Origin of the sequence: Amycolatopsis sp. 505, assembly GCF_031625235.1 — a bacterium.
Classification (GTDB): domain Bacteria; phylum Actinomycetota; class Actinomycetes; order Mycobacteriales; family Pseudonocardiaceae; genus Amycolatopsis.
Genome location: NZ_JACKQP010000003.1, coordinates 698,195 through 715,613, shown reverse-complemented (window position 1 = coordinate 715,613; position 17,419 = coordinate 698,195). Strand labels below are relative to the sequence as shown.

12 protein-coding genes are annotated in these 17,419 nt (G+C 69.6%); 6 read left to right on the top strand and 6 right to left on the bottom strand.

The features are described from left to right. Positions 1-92 precede the first annotated feature (92 nt). Complete coding sequence (locus tag H5965_RS14860; RefSeq protein ID WP_310970330.1) at positions 93-1,082, top strand: Acg family FMN-binding oxidoreductase; 990 nt, start codon at positions 93-95, stop codon at positions 1,080-1,082. Positions 1,083-1,085: 3 nt separating this feature from the next. Here H5965_RS14860 and H5965_RS14855 read toward each other — a convergent pair whose 3' ends face one another. Continuing rightward, positions 1,086-2,012: an NADP-dependent oxidoreductase gene (locus H5965_RS14855; protein WP_310970329.1), complete on the bottom strand. Its 927-nt coding sequence runs from the start codon at positions 2,010-2,012 to the stop codon at positions 1,086-1,088. A 126-nt stretch (positions 2,013-2,138) separates the two neighbouring features. Between H5965_RS14855 and H5965_RS14850 the strand changes: the two genes are divergently transcribed. Further along, positions 2,139-2,627, top strand: coding sequence for a MarR family transcriptional regulator (locus tag H5965_RS14850; protein WP_310970327.1), 489 nt, complete (start codon positions 2,139-2,141; stop codon positions 2,625-2,627). Positions 2,628-2,647: 20 nt separating this feature from the next. Here the strand turns inward: H5965_RS14850 and H5965_RS14845 are convergent, their stop codons facing one another. After that, positions 2,648-3,286, bottom strand: a complete 639-nt coding sequence (locus tag H5965_RS14845; RefSeq protein ID WP_310970325.1) for a response regulator transcription factor — start codon at positions 3,284-3,286, stop codon at positions 2,648-2,650. A 163-nt stretch (positions 3,287-3,449) separates the two neighbouring features. Between H5965_RS14845 and H5965_RS14840 the strand changes: the two genes are divergently transcribed. Genes H5965_RS14840 through cydD form a run of 3 tightly spaced genes read left to right on the top strand, consistent with a single transcriptional unit; the run spans position 3,450 to position 9,228 of the window. Beyond that, positions 3,450-4,847 (top strand): cytochrome ubiquinol oxidase subunit I, encoded by a 1,398-nt coding sequence (locus H5965_RS14840; protein ID WP_310970324.1) that lies wholly within the window; start codon positions 3,450-3,452, stop codon positions 4,845-4,847. Between the two features lie 14 nt (positions 4,848-4,861). After that, the gene (gene cydB, locus H5965_RS14835) at positions 4,862-5,881 is read left to right on the top strand and encodes a cytochrome d ubiquinol oxidase subunit II (RefSeq protein WP_310970322.1); all 1,020 of its coding nucleotides are present in this window, start codon (positions 4,862-4,864) and stop codon (positions 5,879-5,881) included. Further along, positions 5,878-9,228 carry a thiol reductant ABC exporter subunit CydD gene (gene cydD / locus H5965_RS14830; RefSeq protein ID WP_310970320.1) on the top strand — a complete coding sequence of 1,117 codons (3,351 nt, stop codon included), beginning with the start codon at positions 5,878-5,880 and terminating at the stop codon, positions 9,226-9,228. The genes cydB and cydD overlap by 4 nt, the downstream gene beginning before the upstream one ends. A 12-nt stretch (positions 9,229-9,240) precedes the next feature. On the opposite strand, the gene H5965_RS14825 is transcribed toward cydD, so the two are convergent. Then, on the bottom strand, positions 9,241-10,983 hold the full coding sequence (locus H5965_RS14825) for a hypothetical protein (RefSeq protein ID WP_310970318.1): 1,743 nt from the start codon (positions 10,981-10,983) through the stop codon (positions 9,241-9,243). A gap of 63 nt (positions 10,984-11,046) precedes the next feature. Between H5965_RS14825 and H5965_RS14820 the strand changes: the two genes are divergently transcribed. Further along, positions 11,047-13,380, top strand: a complete 2,334-nt coding sequence (locus H5965_RS14820) for a vWA domain-containing protein (RefSeq protein WP_310970316.1) — start codon at positions 11,047-11,049, stop codon at positions 13,378-13,380. A 22-nt stretch (positions 13,381-13,402) separates the two neighbouring features. Here H5965_RS14820 and H5965_RS14815 read toward each other — a convergent pair whose 3' ends face one another. Genes H5965_RS14815 through H5965_RS14805 form a run of 3 tightly spaced genes read right to left on the bottom strand, consistent with a single transcriptional unit; the run spans position 13,403 to position 17,246 of the window. Further along, positions 13,403-15,736 carry a phosphoketolase family protein gene (locus H5965_RS14815; protein ID WP_310970314.1) on the bottom strand — a complete coding sequence of 778 codons (2,334 nt, stop codon included), beginning with the start codon at positions 15,734-15,736 and terminating at the stop codon, positions 13,403-13,405. Next, positions 15,733-16,638 carry a universal stress protein gene (locus H5965_RS14810; protein ID WP_310970312.1) on the bottom strand — a complete coding sequence of 302 codons (906 nt, stop codon included), beginning with the start codon at positions 16,636-16,638 and terminating at the stop codon, positions 15,733-15,735. The genes H5965_RS14815 and H5965_RS14810 overlap by 4 nt, the downstream gene beginning before the upstream one ends. Then, a complete protein-coding gene (locus H5965_RS14805) occupies positions 16,635-17,246 on the bottom strand; it encodes a CBS domain-containing protein (protein ID WP_310970310.1) in 612 nt (203 codons plus the stop codon). The genes H5965_RS14810 and H5965_RS14805 overlap by 4 nt, the downstream gene beginning before the upstream one ends. Positions 17,247-17,419: the final 173 nt, after the last annotated feature.

Sequence of the window (17,419 nt, the reverse complement as noted above, 5' to 3'; positions counted from 1 at the left end):
TTTGTCCCCTTTCCGCGGCACTGCGGTGCGAGAGACCGTCGAACCAAGCTTTCGGATCACCAGTGTGCCGCCTCGCGGCACGAGGGGAAACCATGACACTACCCATCACTTCGATCGGCTTGCTGGACTCCGATCAGGTGAAGTCCGTCATCGGCGCTGCGGTGCTGGCGCCGTCGACGCACAATACGCAGCCATGGCGCTACCGCTGCACGCGCGCGGGCCTGGAGCTGCACGCCGATCCGGACCGCGCCCTGCCGGTGGCCGACGCCGACCGGCGCGAACTGCTGCTGTCCTGCGGGGCCGCGCTGTTCAACGTGCGCGCCGCCATCCACGCACTGGGCGCCCACCCCGCGACGACGCTGTTCCCCCGGCGTGACGACCCGACTTTGCTGGCCGTGGTCCGGCCGTTCTCGGCACGGAAACCCGACCGGCGGATGGTCGAGCTGGCGGACGCGATCCCCCGCCGTCACACGAACCGGACGCCGTTCGAGACGGACGCGATCCCCGCGTCCGTGGTCGCCGAGCTGCGCCACGCCGCCGAGGTCGAGCAGGCGTGGCTGCCGCGGCTGACCGGGAACCAGCTGGAAGGCCTGCGCGAACTGGTCCACAAGGGCCACCACGCCCAGTTCACGGACCCGGCGTTCCTGGCCGAGTGGCGGCAGTGGACCGGGCGTGACCGGGACAGCCGCGACGGGGTCCCCGAGTACGCGGCCGGGTCGATGCCCTCGAACAACGGCGGCTGGGTGCTACGCGACTTCGGCACCCGGGACCGCGGCCGGCGCGACGACTCCGAGCCGCTGGTCGTGGTCATCGGCTCGTTCGACGACACCCGCGTCGACCGGCTCCGGGCGGGTCAGGCGATGCAGCGGGTCCTGCTGACGGCGACGGTGGCCGGGCTCGATGCGTCGTTCATCTCCCAGCCGGTCGAGGTCTCGGCGGTCCGGGCCGAACTGCGCCAGCTGCTCGGCGGCGGCCTGTGGCCCCAGATCGTGCTGCGCCTGGGCCGCGGCGCGCCCGTGCCGTGGACACCGCGGCGGTCGCTGGCGGACGTCCTGATGGAGCCCACCGCATTGAGCACCTGACCGTCAGGCGGTCAGGACCACGACCTTGCCGTGCACGGCACCTTCGGCAGCCCGGGCGTGCAGCGCGGCCAGGTCGGCCAGCGGCACCCGCTCGGCGACATCGATCCGCAGCTCGCCCCGGTCGACCTGGGCGACCAGCTCGGCCAGCTGACCGGCGTCGCTGCGGACGAACAGGTCGATGCCGCGGACACCGCGTTCTTCGTCGCCGGGTGCGGGCATCCAGACCGTCGTGTTCACCAGGACATCGCCGGGGCGGATCACCGTCACCAGCGCCGCCAGCTGCTCGGGGGTGACCGGGGCCAGGTTGAGGACGACGTCGACCGGCTCGGTCACCGCCGCGGGCACATCGGTGCTCGTGTGGTCGATGACCTCGTCGGCAGCCGTGACGCTGCTGCGCGGCCCGGCGACCGCGATGACGTGCGCGCCCGCGTTGTGCGCCAGCTGCACCGCATACCCACCAACCGCTCCCCCGGCCCCGTTGATCAGCACCCGCTGCCCGGCCGTCAGCTTGCCGTGGTCGAACAGCCCCTGGCGAGCGGTCAGCCCGACCACCGGTAGCGCGGCGGCATCGGCCAACGGGACGCTCTTCGGCGCCGCGGTCAGCACTTCGGCCGGAGCCAGCACGTAGTCGGCAGCAGCGCCGGGCTTGTCCATCGGCAGGAAACCGACGACCGGGTCACCGACCTCGAAGCCGGTCACACCCTCGCCGAGCGCGTCCACCGCGCCGGCGACGTCGAGACCCGGGGTGTGCGGCAACTCCACCGGGATCGGCCCCTGCATGAATCCGCCGCGGATGTTGCCGTCGACGGAGTTGAACGACGTTCCGGCCACCCGGACCCGGACCTGCCCGGCACCCGGCGCCGGAAGCTCCGCGTCTTCGTGACGCAGGACGCTCGGGTCGCCGTACTCGTGGAAACGCACTGCCTTCATCGGAAACTCCTTCAGGTTCTTTGCTTCGAGTTCGAAGCAACTGACGACGACAGTACAACTGCTTCGAACTCGAAGCAAGTGAGGTCGGTCACGCTCTCTTCGAATTCGAAGCAGTAGACTGGGCGCATGTCGCCGTCGCTCGATCCCGTGCAGCTGGGTGCCTACTTCGACCTGATCGAGGTGACCAGCCTGCTGCGCCACGCCGTAGAGCAGCAGCTGAAGGAAGCGGGGGACATCAGCTACGTGCAGTTCCAGCTCCTGGCCCGGCTCGGCGACTCCCCGACCGGCAGCCACCGCATGACCGACCTCGCCGACGGCGTCGTCTACAGCCGCAGCGGCCTGACCTACCAGGCGGGGCTGCTCGAAAAGGCCGGCCTGGTCGAGCGGACAACTTCCCCGGACGACGAACGCAGTGTCACGGTCACCATCACCGACGCCGGACGCGCACTGCTCGCGAAGGTGCTGCCGGGGCACGTCGAGGTCGTCAGCGGCCTGCTGTTCGAGCCGCTCTCGCGCGACGACGTGAAAGCCCTCGCCGGCCTCCTGGCCCCGGTGCGCGAACACATGCGCGCGACACCGCCGCGCTCGGCCGCGCCTCGCCGCCGCAAAGGCTGAGGCGCGTCAGGGCGAGCCGCTCAGCCGCCCTGGTTGCGCAGTTCGGTGGCGAGCACCGCGGCCTGCGTCCGCCGTTCCATGCCCAGCTTGGTCAGCAGCCGCGAGACGTAGTTCTTGACCGTCTTCTCGGCCAGGAACATCCGCTCGGAGATCTGCCGGTTGGTCAGCCCCTCGCCGATCAGCTCCAGCAGCTTCCGTTCCTGGTCGGAAAGGTCGGCCAGCGGCCCCTTCTTCGCCTGGCTGTCGCGCAGTTTCGCCATCAGCGCCGCGGCGGCGTGGGCGTCGAGCAGGGACTTGCCCGCGCCGACGTCCTGCACCGCCGAGACCAGGTCCATGCCCTTGATGTCCTTGATCACGAACCCGCTCGCCCCGGCCATCACCGCGTCGAGCATGGCCTGCTCGTCGGTGTAGCTGGTCAGCATCAGGCACTTCAGCTCGGGCAGCTTGGACCGCAGCTCGCGGGCCAGCTCGATGCCGTTGCCGTCCGGCAGGCGGACGTCCAGCACGGCCACGTCCGGGTTCAGCGCCGGGATGCGGGCCAGCGCCTGCGAGACGCTGCCGGCCTGGCCGACCACGGTGAGGTTCTCGTCCTCGTCCAGCAGGTCGGCAACGCCACGGCGGACGACCTCGTGGTCGTCGACCAGGAACACACGAAGCATGAAGAGCCTCCCAAAGACGGGTCGGACAGCATCAGCGTACGACCACAGGACCCTCGGCGGCAGGGACCCGGGACCGTCCGGGAAGTGACCAAGGACCCTAAGGCCGGACGCCGTCGGCACCGGATGCTCGCCGGGTAACCCGCGAACGAGCAGGAGATACCGGATGAGCGCCCTGGACCTCGCCCGATGGCAGTTCGGGATCACCACCGTCTACCACTTCATCTTCGTCCCGCTGACCATCGGGCTGTCCTTCCTGGTCGCCGGGATGCAGACGGCCTGGGTGCGCACGGGCAACGACAAGTACCGCCGGATGACGAAGTTCTGGGGGAAGCTGTTCCTCATCAACTTCGCCATGGGCGTGGCGACCGGCATCGTGCAGGAGTTCCAGTTCGGGATGAACTGGTCGGACTACAGCACCTTCGTCGGCGACATCTTCGGCGCGCCGCTGGCCATCGAGGGCCTGCTCGCGTTCTTCCTCGAATCGACGTTCCTCGGCCTGTGGATCTTCGGCTGGGACAAGCTGCCGAAGAAGCTGCACCTGGCCACCATCTGGCTCGCCGCGATCGGCACGCTGCTTTCGGCGTACTTCATCCTCGCCGCCAACTCCTGGATGCAGCACCCGGTCGGCTACGCGGTCAACCCCGCCACCGGCCGTGCGGAGCTCAAGGACTTCGGCGCCGTGCTCACGAACTCGACCGCCATCGGCGCCTTCGCGCACACCATCACCGCGTGCTTCCTCACCGCGGGGATGTTCGTCGTGGGGATCAGCGCGTGGCAGCTCCGCCGACAAAAGAACGCCGACGTGTTCCGGCCGTCGATGAAGCTCGCCCTGGTCACCGTGCTGATCGCCAGCCTCGGCGTCATCGTCACCGGTGACCTGCAGGCCCGGCTGATGACACAGCAGCAGCCGATGAAGATGGCCGCCGCCGAAGCGCTCTACGACACCGTCGCGCCCGCGTCGTTCTCACTGTTCACGATCGGCTCGCTCGACGGCTCGCAGGAGAAGTTCAGCATCCGCGTCCCCGGCGTGCTTTCCTTCATGGCCACCGGGAAGTTCGACGGGCAGGTCGAAGGCATCAACGACCTCCAAGCCGCCGAACAGCAGACCTACGGGCCCGGCGAGTACCGGCCGGACATCCCGGTCGCCTACTGGACGTTCCGCCTGATGATCGGCTTCGGCTTCCTCTGCCTGCTGATCTCCCTGGTGGGGCTCTGGCTGTTCCGCCGCGGCCGCACCCCGCGCGCCCGCTGGTTCTTCCCCGCCGCCGTCGCCGGGATCGCGCTGCCGTTCCTGGCCAACAGCGTCGGCTGGATCTTCACCGAGATGGGCCGCCAGCCCTGGTCGGTGTTCGGCGTGCTCAAGACCGCCGATTCGGTGTCGCCCACGGTTTCCGCGGGCAGCGTGCTGACCTCGCTGATCGTGTTCACCCTGCTCTACGGCGTGCTCGCGGTCGTGGACGGCGTCCTGATGGTCCGCTACGCCAAGGCCGGTCCCCCGCCGCCCGAAGCACCTCACGAGCCCGAGTCCGACGAGCCGCGCCCCGCGGCCTTCGCCTACTGAGCCGGAGACCCGTCATGGCCCTCACCGACATCTGGTTCCTGCTCATCGCGGTCCTCTGGACCGGCTACTTCGTCCTCGAAGGCTTCGACTTCGGCGTCGGCACGCTGCTGCGCGTCCTCGGCCACGACGACACCGACCGCCGCGTGCTGATCAACACGATCGGCCCGGTCTGGGACGGCAACGAGGTCTGGCTGCTCGTCGCCGGCGGCGCCACCTTCGCCGCCTTCCCGCTCTGGTATTCGAGCCTGTTCTCCGGCTTCTACCTGGCCCTGCTGCTCGTGCTGGTCGCGCTGATCCTGCGCGGGGTGGCGTTCGAGTTCCGCGGCAAGCTCGACAGCCCGCGCTGGCGGAACACCTGGGACTGGGTCATCGTCTTCGGCTCCGCCGCCCCCGCCCTGCTGTGGGGCGTGGCGTTCGGCAACATCGTCCACGGCGTCCCGCTCGACGCCCAGCACCACTTCACCGGCACGTTCTTCACCCTGCTCAACCCGTACGCCCTGCTCGGCGGCCTGGCCACGCTCAGCCTGTTCTCCTTCCACGGCGCGGTGTTCCTGACGCTGAAGACGACCGACGCCCTGCGCGACCGGGCCCGGACGCTCGCCCGCGCGCTCGGCGGCACGGCGATCGTCTTCGGCGGCGTCTTCCTCGCCTACACCGCGATCGAACACGGCGGCTGGGCGTGGCTGTCGTCGGCCCTCGCCGCGCTGCTCCTCGTCGCGGCGGTCCTGTTCGCCGCCGGTGAGCGCGACGGGTACGCCTTCGCGAGCACCGCCGCCGCGATCATCGCGGTCACCTTCACGCTGTTCTGGTCGCTCTACCCGAACGTCCTGCCCTCGACGACCGACCCGGCCTTCGGCTTGACCACGACCAACGCGTCGTCGACGCCGTACACGCTGCAGATCATGACCTGGGTCGCGGTCGTGTTCACCCCGATCGTGCTGGCCTACCAGGCCTGGACGTACTGGGTGTTCCGCAAGCGGATCAGCCGGGCGTCGATCCCGGCGGGCGGCGGCCTGCCCGCGGGCCGCCGGTGAAGCCCCTCGACCCGCGGCTGCTGCGCCACGCGAAGGCAGTCCGGCCGTTCGTCGTCGCCTGCGCCGCGCTGGGTGTGTTCACCGCGATGCTGGTGCTCGCCCAGGCGGAATTGCTGGCGAAGACGATCACGTGGGCCTTCCTCGACGGCTTCGGCGCCCGGAGCCTGGCGCTGCCGCTCGGCCTGCTGACCCTGGTGGTCCTGGCGAGGGCCGGGATTTCCTGGCTGGCCGAGACGACCGCGCACCGCGCCGCCGCCCGAGCGTTGTCCCAGCTGCGCGAGACGGTCATCGCGGCCGCGCTGCGGATCGGGCCCCGGCGGGCGGACCGCTCCCCCGCCGAGGTCGCCGCCCTGGCCACCCACGGCGTCGACCGCCTGGAAGGGTACTTCTCGCGGTACCTGCCGCAGCTGCTGATCGCGGCGGTCGTCCCGCTGGTCGTCGGGGTGCGGATCCTGGCCGCCGACTGGGTCGCCGCGGTGATCGTCGGCCTGACGGTGCCGCTCATCCCGGTGTTCATGATCCTCATCGGCCTCTACACCCAGCGCGACGTCCGGCGGCAGTGGAAGACCCTGTCCGTGCTGGGGAACCACTTCCTCGACCTCGTCGCCGGACTCGCCGAGCTGACCGCGTTCGGCCGGGCGCGGGCGCAGATCCGGTCGCTGCGGGAAATCACCGGGCAGTACCGCGCGCACACGATGCGGACGCTGCGCGTCGCCTTCCTCTCCGCGCTGGCCCTGGAACTGCTGGCGACGCTGTCGGTGGCGGTCGTCGCCGTGTCGATCGGCCTGCGGCTGCTGGCCGGCGAACTCGACCTGCAGACCGCGCTCACCGTGCTGATCCTCGCTCCGGAGGTCTACCTGCCGCTGCGCGCGGTCGGCGCGCGGTTCCACGACAGCGCCGAAGGTCTCGCCGCGGCCGAGGAGATCATCGCGCTCGCCGACACGCCCAGTGGCGACCACGGCACGGGTGTGGTCCCCGACTTGGAGCGAGTCGCCTTGCGCTGCGAAGACGTCACGGTCGACGGCCGGTCCGGACCGATCCTGGACGGCTTCAGCCTGCGCCTGCCACCCGGCGAGGTGGTCGGAGTGACAGGGCCGAGCGGGGCGGGGAAGTCGACGTTGATCGACCTGCTCCTCGGCTGGCGACGACCCGACGGCGGCCGGATCCTCGTCGGCGACACCGACCTCGCCGACATCGGCCGCGCGACCTGGCACCGGCACCTGGCCTGGGTGCCGCAGCAGCCGCACCTGGTTGCCGGGACCGTGGCCGACAACATCCGCCTCGGCTCCCCCGACGCAACCGACGACGCCGTGCTCGCCGCCGCCGACACCGCGGCGCTCGACGTCCCGCTTTCCACAGTGGTCGGTGAGCTGGGCGCCGGGCTGTCGACCGGGCAACGCCGGCGCGTCGCACTGGCCCGTGCGGTGCTGCTCGACCGGCCGCTGATCCTGCTGGACGAGCCCACCGAGGGCGTCGACGCGGAGACCGAGGCCGCCATCCTGGAGCGGCTGCCCAAGGTCCTGTCCGGGCGGACCTCGGTGATCGTCAGCCACCACCCGGCGGTACTGGCCCGCTGCGACCGGGTGATCTCGCTCGGCGAGCCGGCCGTCCTTCCTGCTGTCCCGGACGCCGTTGCGCCGCGGCCGATTTCGCGACCGGCTGCGCCTCCGATCTCTTCTTCGTCCACAGTGGATGTTTCCCGGTGGCGGCCGCTGCGGGAGGCGATCCGGCCCCACCGGATGCGGCTGGTCCTTGCCTGTTTGGCCGCGACGGCCGCCCTGGGCTCCGGAGTCGCCCTCACGGCGACGTCGTCGTGGCTGATCGCGAGCGCAGCCCTGCACCCACCGGTGCTGAGCTTGATGGTGGCGATCGTCGCAGTCCGGACGTTCGGCCTGGCCAAGGGCATCTTCCGCTACACCGAGCGGCTGCTGTCCCACGACGTCGCCTTGCGTGCCCTGGCGGAGCTGCGGGTCCGGGTGTGGGCACAGCTGGTCCGGATCGGCCCGGCGGGCACCGCCCGGCTCCGGCGCGGCGACCTGCTGCACCGGCTGGTGTCCGATGTGGACAGCCAGCAGGACGTTCTGGTCCGCGGCCTGGTCCCGGGGGTGTCGACGTTCCTGGTGCTGACGGCCACCGCGGTCACCCTCGGCGTGATCCTGCCGGGCGCACTTCTCGCGGCGGCTCTCGGTCTGGCTGTCGCAGGCGTGTTGGCCCCACTTGTCGCGGCGCTGGCGGCTCGGCGGGCACAGCGCGAAACGGCCCGGCTGCGGGCGGACCTGACCGCGGGAACGGTGGAGCTCCTGCAGGCGTCGGCCGACCTGATCACCCACGACGCGGCAACCCGGCGGCATTCGCGACTGCGCGAACTCGACGCCGTCCTGACGGCCTTCCAACGCCGGTCCGCGGTGTGGCGCGGCCTGGGCGGCGGCATCGCCACGCTCGGCGTCGGGCTGACGTCGGTGTCGTGCCTGGTGCTAGGCATCCTGGCCGGGGTTCCGGGTCCCGCGCTGGCGGTGCTGGCGCTGATCCCGCTGGCGACGGCCGAGCTGGTGGCCGGCCTGCCGGAGGCGGCCCAGCGGCTGCTCGGCGCGTCGGGTTCTGCCCGCCGTCTCGCCGAGCTGGACGTTCTTCCCGCGCCTTGCGGCCCGGCCACCGCACTCGCCCCGGAGGCCACGCGATTGGCGGCCGAGCACCTGTCGGTCCGCTGGCCGGATACCTCGGTCGACGCGGTCCAGGACGTGGACCTCCACCTCGGCCACGGCCGCCGGCTCGCGTTGACAGGCCGATCGGGCGCGGGCAAGAGCACGGTGATCGCGGCACTGATGCGCTACCTCGACCCCTCGGCGGGCCGCATCCTGCTGGACGAGACGAACACGCTGACCTGCGACGGCGACTCGGTCCGCGAGCGCATCGCCTGGTGCGGCCCGGACACGCACCTGTTCGACAGCACGCTGCGCGAAAACCTCCGCCTGGCCCGCCCTTCGGCCACCGACACCGAGCTGCGGACCGCTCTCGGGCAGGCTCAGCTTTCGCCGTGGCTCTCGGGCCTGCCGGACGGCCTCGACACCGCACTAGGAACACACGGAACCCCGGTGTCCGGCGGCGAGCGGCAGCGCCTCGGCGTGGCAAGGGCGTTGCTGTCGGACCGTCCGATCCTGCTGCTGGACGAGCCGACGGCCCACCTGGACGCGCCGACGGCGTCGGCGCTGGCGGCCGACGTACTGAAGGCGACCGAGAGCCGGTCAGCTTTGGTGGTGACGCACCGGCCGGCGGAGTTCACGTCGCTACCGACGATCGTCCTCGCAGTCCCAGGCGGATCGTCGCCGTCCGGATCGCGACCGATGTGAAGGGACAGTCAGTCATGACTCATCTCGTAACCCGGCTTCGCCGTCGATGAAGGATTCCCAGGGCATCTCGTTCACGTGCTCGTCGAGCCAACGGCCCGATTCCAGCCCCACCGCTTCGAGCAGCGCTCGTGTGGCCTTGGCTTTCTCGTCGTTCGCCGACCAACGCCAATAGGCCGTGTGCGCCAACGGTGTCCGCCGGCGGATCCAGCGTGACGTGGTCACCGGGAGATCCTTGATCCCGCAGCCCAGAACCGGTGCCAGGGGACCACCGATCGGGTCTCCGAAGACCAGCCATCGCGCCGGGAAGTACAAGTTCGTCCAGCGCACCAACGCGAACGGCGCTCCATGCGTCGGCATTTTGATCGACCTTATGTGTCCGTCCACAAGGAACTTCTCGTTCACAGTGAGCTCGTCAGCGTCGCATCGTGGCGGGCAGACCGGCAACTCGAACTGAGCAACCCGGGTCTGCAGTTCTTCCGGCGACCGAGCCAGCAACGTCTCCGCGTAGGTCAGCGGGCTGCCCAAAGTCACCAGATCCGTGATCAGCCACGGCTGGCCCATTCGCCGGTAATCCCGCCACAAGTCTCGTTGCGCCTTGCGGTAACCATCCAAGTCGTCCTGTGTGACGATCGGCTTGCCGAGCCGCTCGAGGAAACCGGGCAAAGCGGTTTGCCGGACGACCAGCGGCCGGCCGTGGGACCGGTGCACCTCGAGCCAGTACCGGCAGATCAGGTCGTAGCCTATGACACTGCCCAGGGAATGCCCCACAACGACGATACGATCGAATTTTCCTTCCTTGTGCAGTCTGCGCAACAGGGACATCCCGCTCTCGCGAATCGACTGGCGGACGGCGATGTTGTCCGGCGCGTCATCGAAGTACCGGGCGGCGTCCCCCAGAGTGGAGATGATCACCGTGTTCGCCGCGGCGCCGACGACCGACAACAGGAGGCTGACCCACCCGATCTTCGCCAGGGCCGCCACGCCGGACACCAGGTGGTTCACCCCGTCCACGCCCACAGCGGCAGCCAGCGCCACAACAGCGATCACCAAGGCGAGGAGCACGCCGTAGGAAAGGTAGAACACCGGACGCAGCCGCCGGCTGACAAGGGCCGGACGGCGAAGCATCAACGAGCGAAGCCAGGCCGTGATCTGCTTCAGTTTCGTCCCGGGTACTTTGTCCGCCCAGTAGAGTTCGAAGATGTCGGTGCGAGGCCGGAAGTGCGTACGTCGCAGCTGATGCCGCCGCAGCTCGTAGGAACGGGAAACCCGATCCGGTTTGCTCCACATTTCGCTGGGGCCGGCCAGCGCGGCCGTGAACCGCCTGAGGGTCGCCATTGGCCGCTGGTTCCCGATCCCGTGGATGACCACCACGGCCTGTCTGGCGTTACGCCTCTTCCTCACCTCGTCGATCAGGTACTGCGCCCCGGTCAAGACAGCCGACCACCCCTCAGCTGCAGCTGCAGCGCCACCTCGAACGGTCACGACCAGTTCGCTGCGTTTCCCAGCGGCAACGATTTCCAATGAAGCCCGCTCACCTCCGGGAAAAATCACGTGGAAGACGGCACCCAGTCCGACCTCTGCGATCTGACCTGGCATGCTCCCTCTACGAGGAAAGGTCGCACCGACCTCCATCCCCGGATGCGACGGGTCGGCGAGCCACCGCCGCATTCCCACCCGACTGCTCAGCACCTGCCACGCCGCTTCCGCCGGGACGGCGAACCCGCGGCGCACGACGCATGAAACCTCTTCCGTCACGATGCGGCCCTCCATCCGCGCTCACCGATGCGAAACGGGAGCAAGAAAGGATACCATCTACCTATGAGCGACGCGGAAATCCGGATGAATCTGGCTACCTTGGTCGTCGATGCACTGGAACTGGGCACCGGCAAGAATGAGCGGGACGTTATTGACGACCTGTTCGCGGCATTCGGGCTGGAATTCGCAACCCTGGACAAAAGCTTCCCCCGGCAAACGCCCAGACGCGCCTCAGCTCTCCGGACGGCTGCCGCGGAGCAGCTCGCCGGCGCCGCACCCACAGCGGGTGCTCTGCTCAACGAAGTCGTGCGCTGCGGCGGCCGCTTCGTGGCCATGGTCGATGAGATCTACCGCTACCTGGCCGCGTATTCCGCAACCACAACGGGAACAAGCGATACGTTCCACCTGCAGCGAGGCGATGTGGACGAGGAGCAACTGGTCATCAGTCCGGAATTCATCGAGCAGGTGCGAAGCCTTGAGCAGCGTCTCACGACACTCGAGATCGGGCTGATCGACCACGACGCGCTCCAGCGGTTCACTGTAGCCGACAACGGTGCCTTCTACGGAAGTTGGCCGATCCGGTCCAACGACGGAATCCGGCTCCTGGACGGCTTGCTCGCCCTTGCCTGGATTCGTCCCGAGATCGATTCCCGCGCGACCGGGACGACCGTCCAGGTGTACGTTCACGCTCCCGTCGGCTGGGAGGTCGCGGCCCGTGCCGCGGCCGAGGCCGCGGCGGCCGGCGAACGGCTGGTCTCGACCGCTCAATGGCTTATCCGAGCATACACGGCCCACATCGACGCCCTGCCGATGGAGCCCATCGAGCTCACCGGTGAGTTGTTCACCATCACCGACCACTATGATTGGCTTCCCAGACGGGTGCAATCGGAGGTCGAGCGATACCGGAGCGCGCGGGTGATCACCACCGGAGCAGAGCCGACATCAGTCTCGAACATCAAACGTCGCATGGATCTCGGCCTCGACCACGACCTGCGGCCGGTCGCTGTCGAGGCAGTGGACAGCTACGGAACGGCCATGGGACACCTGGCGGGCTTCGTCGCCGAATGGCGCAGTGGCCGGTGGCGGCCACAATCCCGCCGTGAGCTCGAGCGTGAGCTCCTCGACGATCCGGCCGCCCTCACGCTCTGGCTGAACACACTGGCCGACGCGAGCCGCGAAGCGGCCGACTGGCTGGCTTCCGAGGTCTTTCACCCGACCGGGTCCACCGATGCCACCGTACTCCTCGACTCCATCGAGGAGTTCCTGAACCTCCCGCTCTGGCGGCAGCGGGAACTGCTCTATGAAGTGTGGGTGCTCTGCACCACCATCGACGTCTGCGAGCAGGGCGGCTGGGTGCCGCGCCTGGTCCGCGCTCCAGGTTCGGACGGGGTGTGGGTGCTGTCCCGAGGGGCCACCGAGGAACCGGTCTGCCGGCTGGAACACGGGAAGGATCGGAGCCTGACGTTGGACGTGTGGCACGAGCCCCGGTGCCGAACCACGGACGGCGAGCTGACCCCGGACGTCACCGTGTCGACGCCACCGCCGTACCGTCGGGAACTGGTCGTCATAGAGGCAAAGGACCGCATCAAGATGCCCCGGGGCCGCCATCACGGGGACACCCGCTCCTCGACCGCGTGGGGGGTCGCCGATCGCTACGCGTCCAGCCTCCGGCCACATGTGACTTGGGTGGTCAACCACTGCGATTACCGTCAGAACAGCGATCCCGACGCCGAGTACGGCGGCAGCGTGTGGGCACAGGTCCGGCTCGCCGAGCAGTTCCGGCCCGGCAACGTGCCCGCGGCATTCGTGAACACTCTCCAGGTGGCGACCACTCCACCGGGCGTCACGACGCAGGAACCGGTCAACGGCCTCGTTCTGGTGGTCGACCGGACGGGGAGCATGAACGGCCGGCTGAGGCAGGCACGGAAATCCGTGCTGCTCGACGACGTGTTCGCGCCTGACTACCACGAATTCCGTATCATCGCCTACACCGATCACAACGATGGCGAACCTTTCCTCGTCCGCTCGCTGGGGCCGTTCCCGTCTCTCGCCGACGCCCTCGATGCAGCCGAAGGGTTGCCGTTGGGAGGCGGCGGCGACTTCGAAGAAGCCCTTGAAGACGCTCTGCAGCGTTGCCGTGAACTCGTCACCGACGTCGGCCCCCGGACGATCCTCGTCCTCACGGACGCCCCGGCGCACGACACCCGGAGCTGTCCCTATCGGATCGACGCGCAGGAGGAGACGGAGGCGCTGCTCGACCTCGGTTGCCGTGTGCTCGTCGCCGACGACTGGCTGCGCCGGCCGGATCCGACGTGGACGGCCGTCGCGAAATCGCCGGGCTTCGCCCTGCTGCCGTTGACTTCTATCGTGTCACCGACCCGGACGAGCCCGGCTTGACCGAACCAGATTTCGCGGCGCCTCAGCCCTCCCAGGCCCAGTCGCGGATCTCGGGCAGATCCTCGCCGTGGGCCCGGATCCAGCGACTGTGGTGTCCCTGGGCCTCGGTCATCTTCTGCCGCAGCACGCCCGCCGTCGCGACGAGGCCCGGCACCCGGTCGATCACGTCGATCACCAGCTGGAACCGGTCCATGTGGTTGAGCACCAGCATGTCGAACGGCGTGGTCGTCGTGCCGTGTTCGGTGTAGCCGCGCACGTGCATCCCCGCGTGGTTCGTGCGCCGGTAAGCCAGGCGGTGGATCAGCCACGGGTAGCCGTGGTAAGCGAAGATCACCGGGCGGTCCGGCGTGAACAACGCGTCGAACTCCCGATCCGAGAGCCCGTGCGGGTGCTCGACCTCCGGCTGCAGGCGCATCAGGTCCACGACGTTCACCACGCGCACCGCCAGGTCCGGCAACTCCGAACGCAGAATCTTCGCCGCGGCCAGGATTTCCAAGGTCGGGGCGTCACCCGCGCAGGCGAGGACGACGTCCGGCTCCCGGTCGGTGTGGCTGCTCGCCCACTCCCAGATGCTCACCCCACGCTGGCAGTGCAGCGCGGCCTGCTCGGCGTCCAGCCAGTTCGGCGTGTCGTTCTTGCCCGCCACCACCACGTTCACGTAATCGCGAGAACGCAGGCAGTGCGCCGCGACCTCCAGCAGCGTGTTCGTGTCCGGCGGGAAGTACACCCGCACGACTTCGGAGCTCTTGTTCGCGACGTGGTCGACGAACCCGGGGTCCTGGTGGGAGAACCCGTTGTGGTCCTGCCGCCACACGTGCGAGGTGAGCAGGTAGTTCAGCGACGCGATCGGGCGCCGCCACGGGATCTGCCGGTGCACCCGCAGCCACTTGATGTGCTGGTTGACCATCGAGTCGACAATGTGCACGAACGCCTCGTAGCACGAAAAGAGCCCGTGCCGGCCCGACAGCAGGTAGCCCTCGAGCCAGCCCTGGCACAGGTGCTCCGACAGCACCTCGAGCACGCGCCCGTCGCGCGCCAGGTGCTCGTCGACCGGTTCGATCGCCGCCTGCCATTCCTTGGCGGTGACGTCGTAAACCGCGTCGAGCCGGTTGGACGCCGTCTCGTCCGGCCCGAACAGGCGGAAGTTCGCCCGGTCGGCATTGAGCGCGAAGACGTCCCGCAGGAACCGGCCCAGTACCCGGGTCGGCTCGGCGGCCGTCGCGCCCGGCGTGCCGACGGCGACGGCGTGGGCCGCGGTGTCCGGCAGCGTCAGGGGCCGCAGCAGCACACCGCCGTTAGCGTTCGGGTTCGCGCCCATCCGCCGCTCCCCCACCGGGAGCAGCGCCGTGACTTCCGCGACCGGACGGCCGCGGGAGTCGAACAGCTCCTCCGGATGGTACGAGCGCAGCCACTCCTCCAGCTGCTTCAGGTGATCGGGGTTGTGCCGGACTTCGGCGAGCGGGACCTGGTGGGACCGCCAGGTTCCCTCCACCGGCTTACCGTCCACAACGGACGGTCCGGTCCAGCCCTTGGGGCTGCGCAGCACGATCATCGGGCGCCTGCCGAGATCGGCGATCGCCGAGTCGAGGGCCGCGGCCATCGCCTGGTGCATCGTCTCCGGGTCGCTGCCTTCGACGTAGATGGGCGCGTACCCGTAGCCGCGCAGCAGGGCGTCTAACTCGGCCGGACTGATGCGCGAAAGCAGCGTCGGATTAGCGATCTTGTAGCCGTTCAGATGCAGGATCGGCAGCACCGCGCCGTCACGGGCGGGGTCGAGGAACTTGTTGGCGTGCCAGGACGTGGCAAGGGGGCCGGTCTCGGCTTCGCCGTCCCCGACCACGCAGGCGACGAGCAGCCCCGGGTTGTCGAACGCGGCTCCGTAGGCGTGCGCGAGGGAATATCCCAGCTCGCCGCCTTCGTGGATCGAGCCCGGCACCTGCGGCGCCACGTGACTCGGCACACCGCCCGGGAAGGAGAACTGCCGGAACAGCTCGGCCATCCCGGCGGCGTCCCGCGTCACCTCCGGCCACGCGTCGGTGTAGCTGCCTTCGAGCCACGTGTTGGCCAGCAGGGCCGGGCCGCCGTGGCCCGGGCCGGTGACCAGCATCGCGTTCAGGTCGTGGGTGAGGATCGCGCGGTTGAGGTGGGCGTAGACGAAGTTGAGCCCGGGCGAAGTGCCCCAGTGCCCGAGCAGCCGCGGCTTGACGTGCTCGGGCCGCAGCCCCTCACGCAGCAGCGGGTTCGCCATCAGGTAGATCTGGCCGGCCGAGAGGTAGTTCGCGGCCCGCCAGAGGGCGTCCACCTGGGCGAGTTCGGTGCCGCCCAGCACCGCGGGGCGTGCTTCGACGGCGGTCATGCCTTCCGCTCCGGGCGGACCACGAGCACCGGGCACTGCGCGTGCTGGACCAGCGCCTGGCTCGTCGAGCCCAGGAGCATCCCGGTGAAGCCACCCCGGCCACGGCTGCCCACGACGACCAGCTGCGCTTCCGCGGAGATTTCGAGCAGCGCATGCCGGGGCCGGTCGCGCACGAGCACCCGCCGGACCTCGACGTCCGGGTACTTCTCCGGCCAGCCCGCGAGCCGCTCGGTCAGCAACCGATCTTCGCCTTCTTCCAGGCTTTCCGGCTGGGTCAGGATGCGGGCGGTGCCGCGCGTGTCCTCGTAGACGATGTCGTTCCAGGCGTGCACCGCGACCAGCGGGACGCCGCGCAGGGAGGCTTCCTCGAACGCGACGCCGATGGCTTGCTCGCTGTTCGGGCTGCCGTCGATGCCGACCGCCACCGGGCCGGCCTCCGGGACCGCCGTCGAGTCGTGGCGCCCGCGGATCACCGCCACCGGGCAGTGTGCGTGCGCGGCCACCGTCGCGGCGGTTCCGCCCACCAGGATGCCGGGGAATCCCCCGGTCCCGGTCCGCCCGACGACGAGCATCCTGGCGTGCCGGGACTCGTCGATCAGCATCGGCACCGGCGGGTCGTTGGGCAAATCAGTCACGATGACCAGGTCCTTGTCGACCGACGCGGCGAGGGCGCGGGCGTCGGCGATGGCCCGCTCGCCGTCCTTCTGGACCGCCTCGAACAGCGTCGCCGCGCCGATGCCGGTCATGCCGCCGCCGTAGTACAGGCCGGCGACCTGCAGGCCGTGCACGATCTTGAGCTGCAGGTGGCGCCGGGAGGCGAGTTCCGCCGCCCACGTGACGGCGGCGGTCGACCCCGCCGAGCCGTCGACGCCCACGGTGATCCTCGGGTCGTTGGCGGTCATCGTTTCTGCTCCTCACCCGCATAAGCGGTTTCCGCGGCGACGACCCCCGGGACGGCGAGCGCCAGCAACTGGGCGACGTGCCGGTCGGAGTCGTCGTCGAACTGGTCGGTGATGTGCACGAACCCGTCGTGGACGTCGACGTGCCAGCGGCCGCTGCCGCCGTAGATCTCCAGGCGGTGCTTGACGTCCCGGGCGATGTCGGCGTCATCCCGCGCGAGCACCCGCACGACGTCACCGCGGGTCACGATGCCGACGACGGCCGAGCCGTCGACGATCGGCACCGCCCGGATCCGGGCGTCGACCAGCGCCTGGCACAGGTCGGCGACGTCGGTGCCGGTGCTCATCGCGGTAACCGGAGTGGTCATCAGGTCGCCGACGGCCTTGCCGGTTTGGGGCGCCTCGTACGGTTCGCGAATGTAACGGGGGTCGGCCGGGATGCGGCCGCGGATCAGGTCGGCCTCGGTGACGATGCCGGCCAGCCGGTCGTCGTCGTCGACCACCGGCAGTGCGGTGAAACCGTGTGCCGCCAGCAGCTCGGCCGCCTCCTTGGCGGACGTCCACGGGTGCACGGTGATCACCGGCGCGGTCATCAAGTCGCGTGCTCGCATCGGGAATTCCTTTCCGGTCCCCATCAATCTAGGAAGACCGGTCCCCGCCCACCGCCGTCATCGGTCACCGGTCGCGAGGACTTACGTCCTTTCGCCCGGTCAGGTCCACAAAGGACCGAGGTCGATGCGCCGCCAGGCTGCGGGCAGCTCGTCCGCGCACCGCCCGGCCGTCT

Bases quoted from the DNA above. Each gene is read 5' to 3' on its own strand.
- cydB (WP_310970322.1), top strand. From the start codon at position 4,862: ATGGCCCTCACCGACATCTGGTTCCTGCTCATCGCGGTCCTCTGGACC.
- H5965_RS14805 (WP_310970310.1), bottom strand. From the start codon at position 17,246: ATGCGAGCACGCGACTTGATGACCGCGCCGGTGATCACCGTGCACCCG.
- H5965_RS14850 (WP_310970327.1), top strand. From the start codon at position 2,139: ATGTCGCCGTCGCTCGATCCCGTGCAGCTGGGTGCCTACTTCGACCTG.
- H5965_RS14845 (WP_310970325.1), bottom strand. From the start codon at position 3,286: ATGCTTCGTGTGTTCCTGGTCGACGACCACGAGGTCGTCCGCCGTGGC.
- H5965_RS14810 (WP_310970312.1), bottom strand. From the start codon at position 16,638: ATGACCGCCAACGACCCGAGGATCACCGTGGGCGTCGACGGCTCGGCG.
- H5965_RS14855 (WP_310970329.1), bottom strand. From the start codon at position 2,012: ATGAAGGCAGTGCGTTTCCACGAGTACGGCGACCCGAGCGTCCTGCGT.
- H5965_RS14840 (WP_310970324.1), top strand. From the start codon at position 3,450: ATGAGCGCCCTGGACCTCGCCCGATGGCAGTTCGGGATCACCACCGTC.
- H5965_RS14860 (WP_310970330.1), top strand. From the start codon at position 93: ATGACACTACCCATCACTTCGATCGGCTTGCTGGACTCCGATCAGGTG.
- H5965_RS14820 (WP_310970316.1), top strand. From the start codon at position 11,047: ATGAGCGACGCGGAAATCCGGATGAATCTGGCTACCTTGGTCGTCGAT.
- H5965_RS14815 (WP_310970314.1), bottom strand. From the start codon at position 15,736: ATGACCGCCGTCGAAGCACGCCCCGCGGTGCTGGGCGGCACCGAACTC.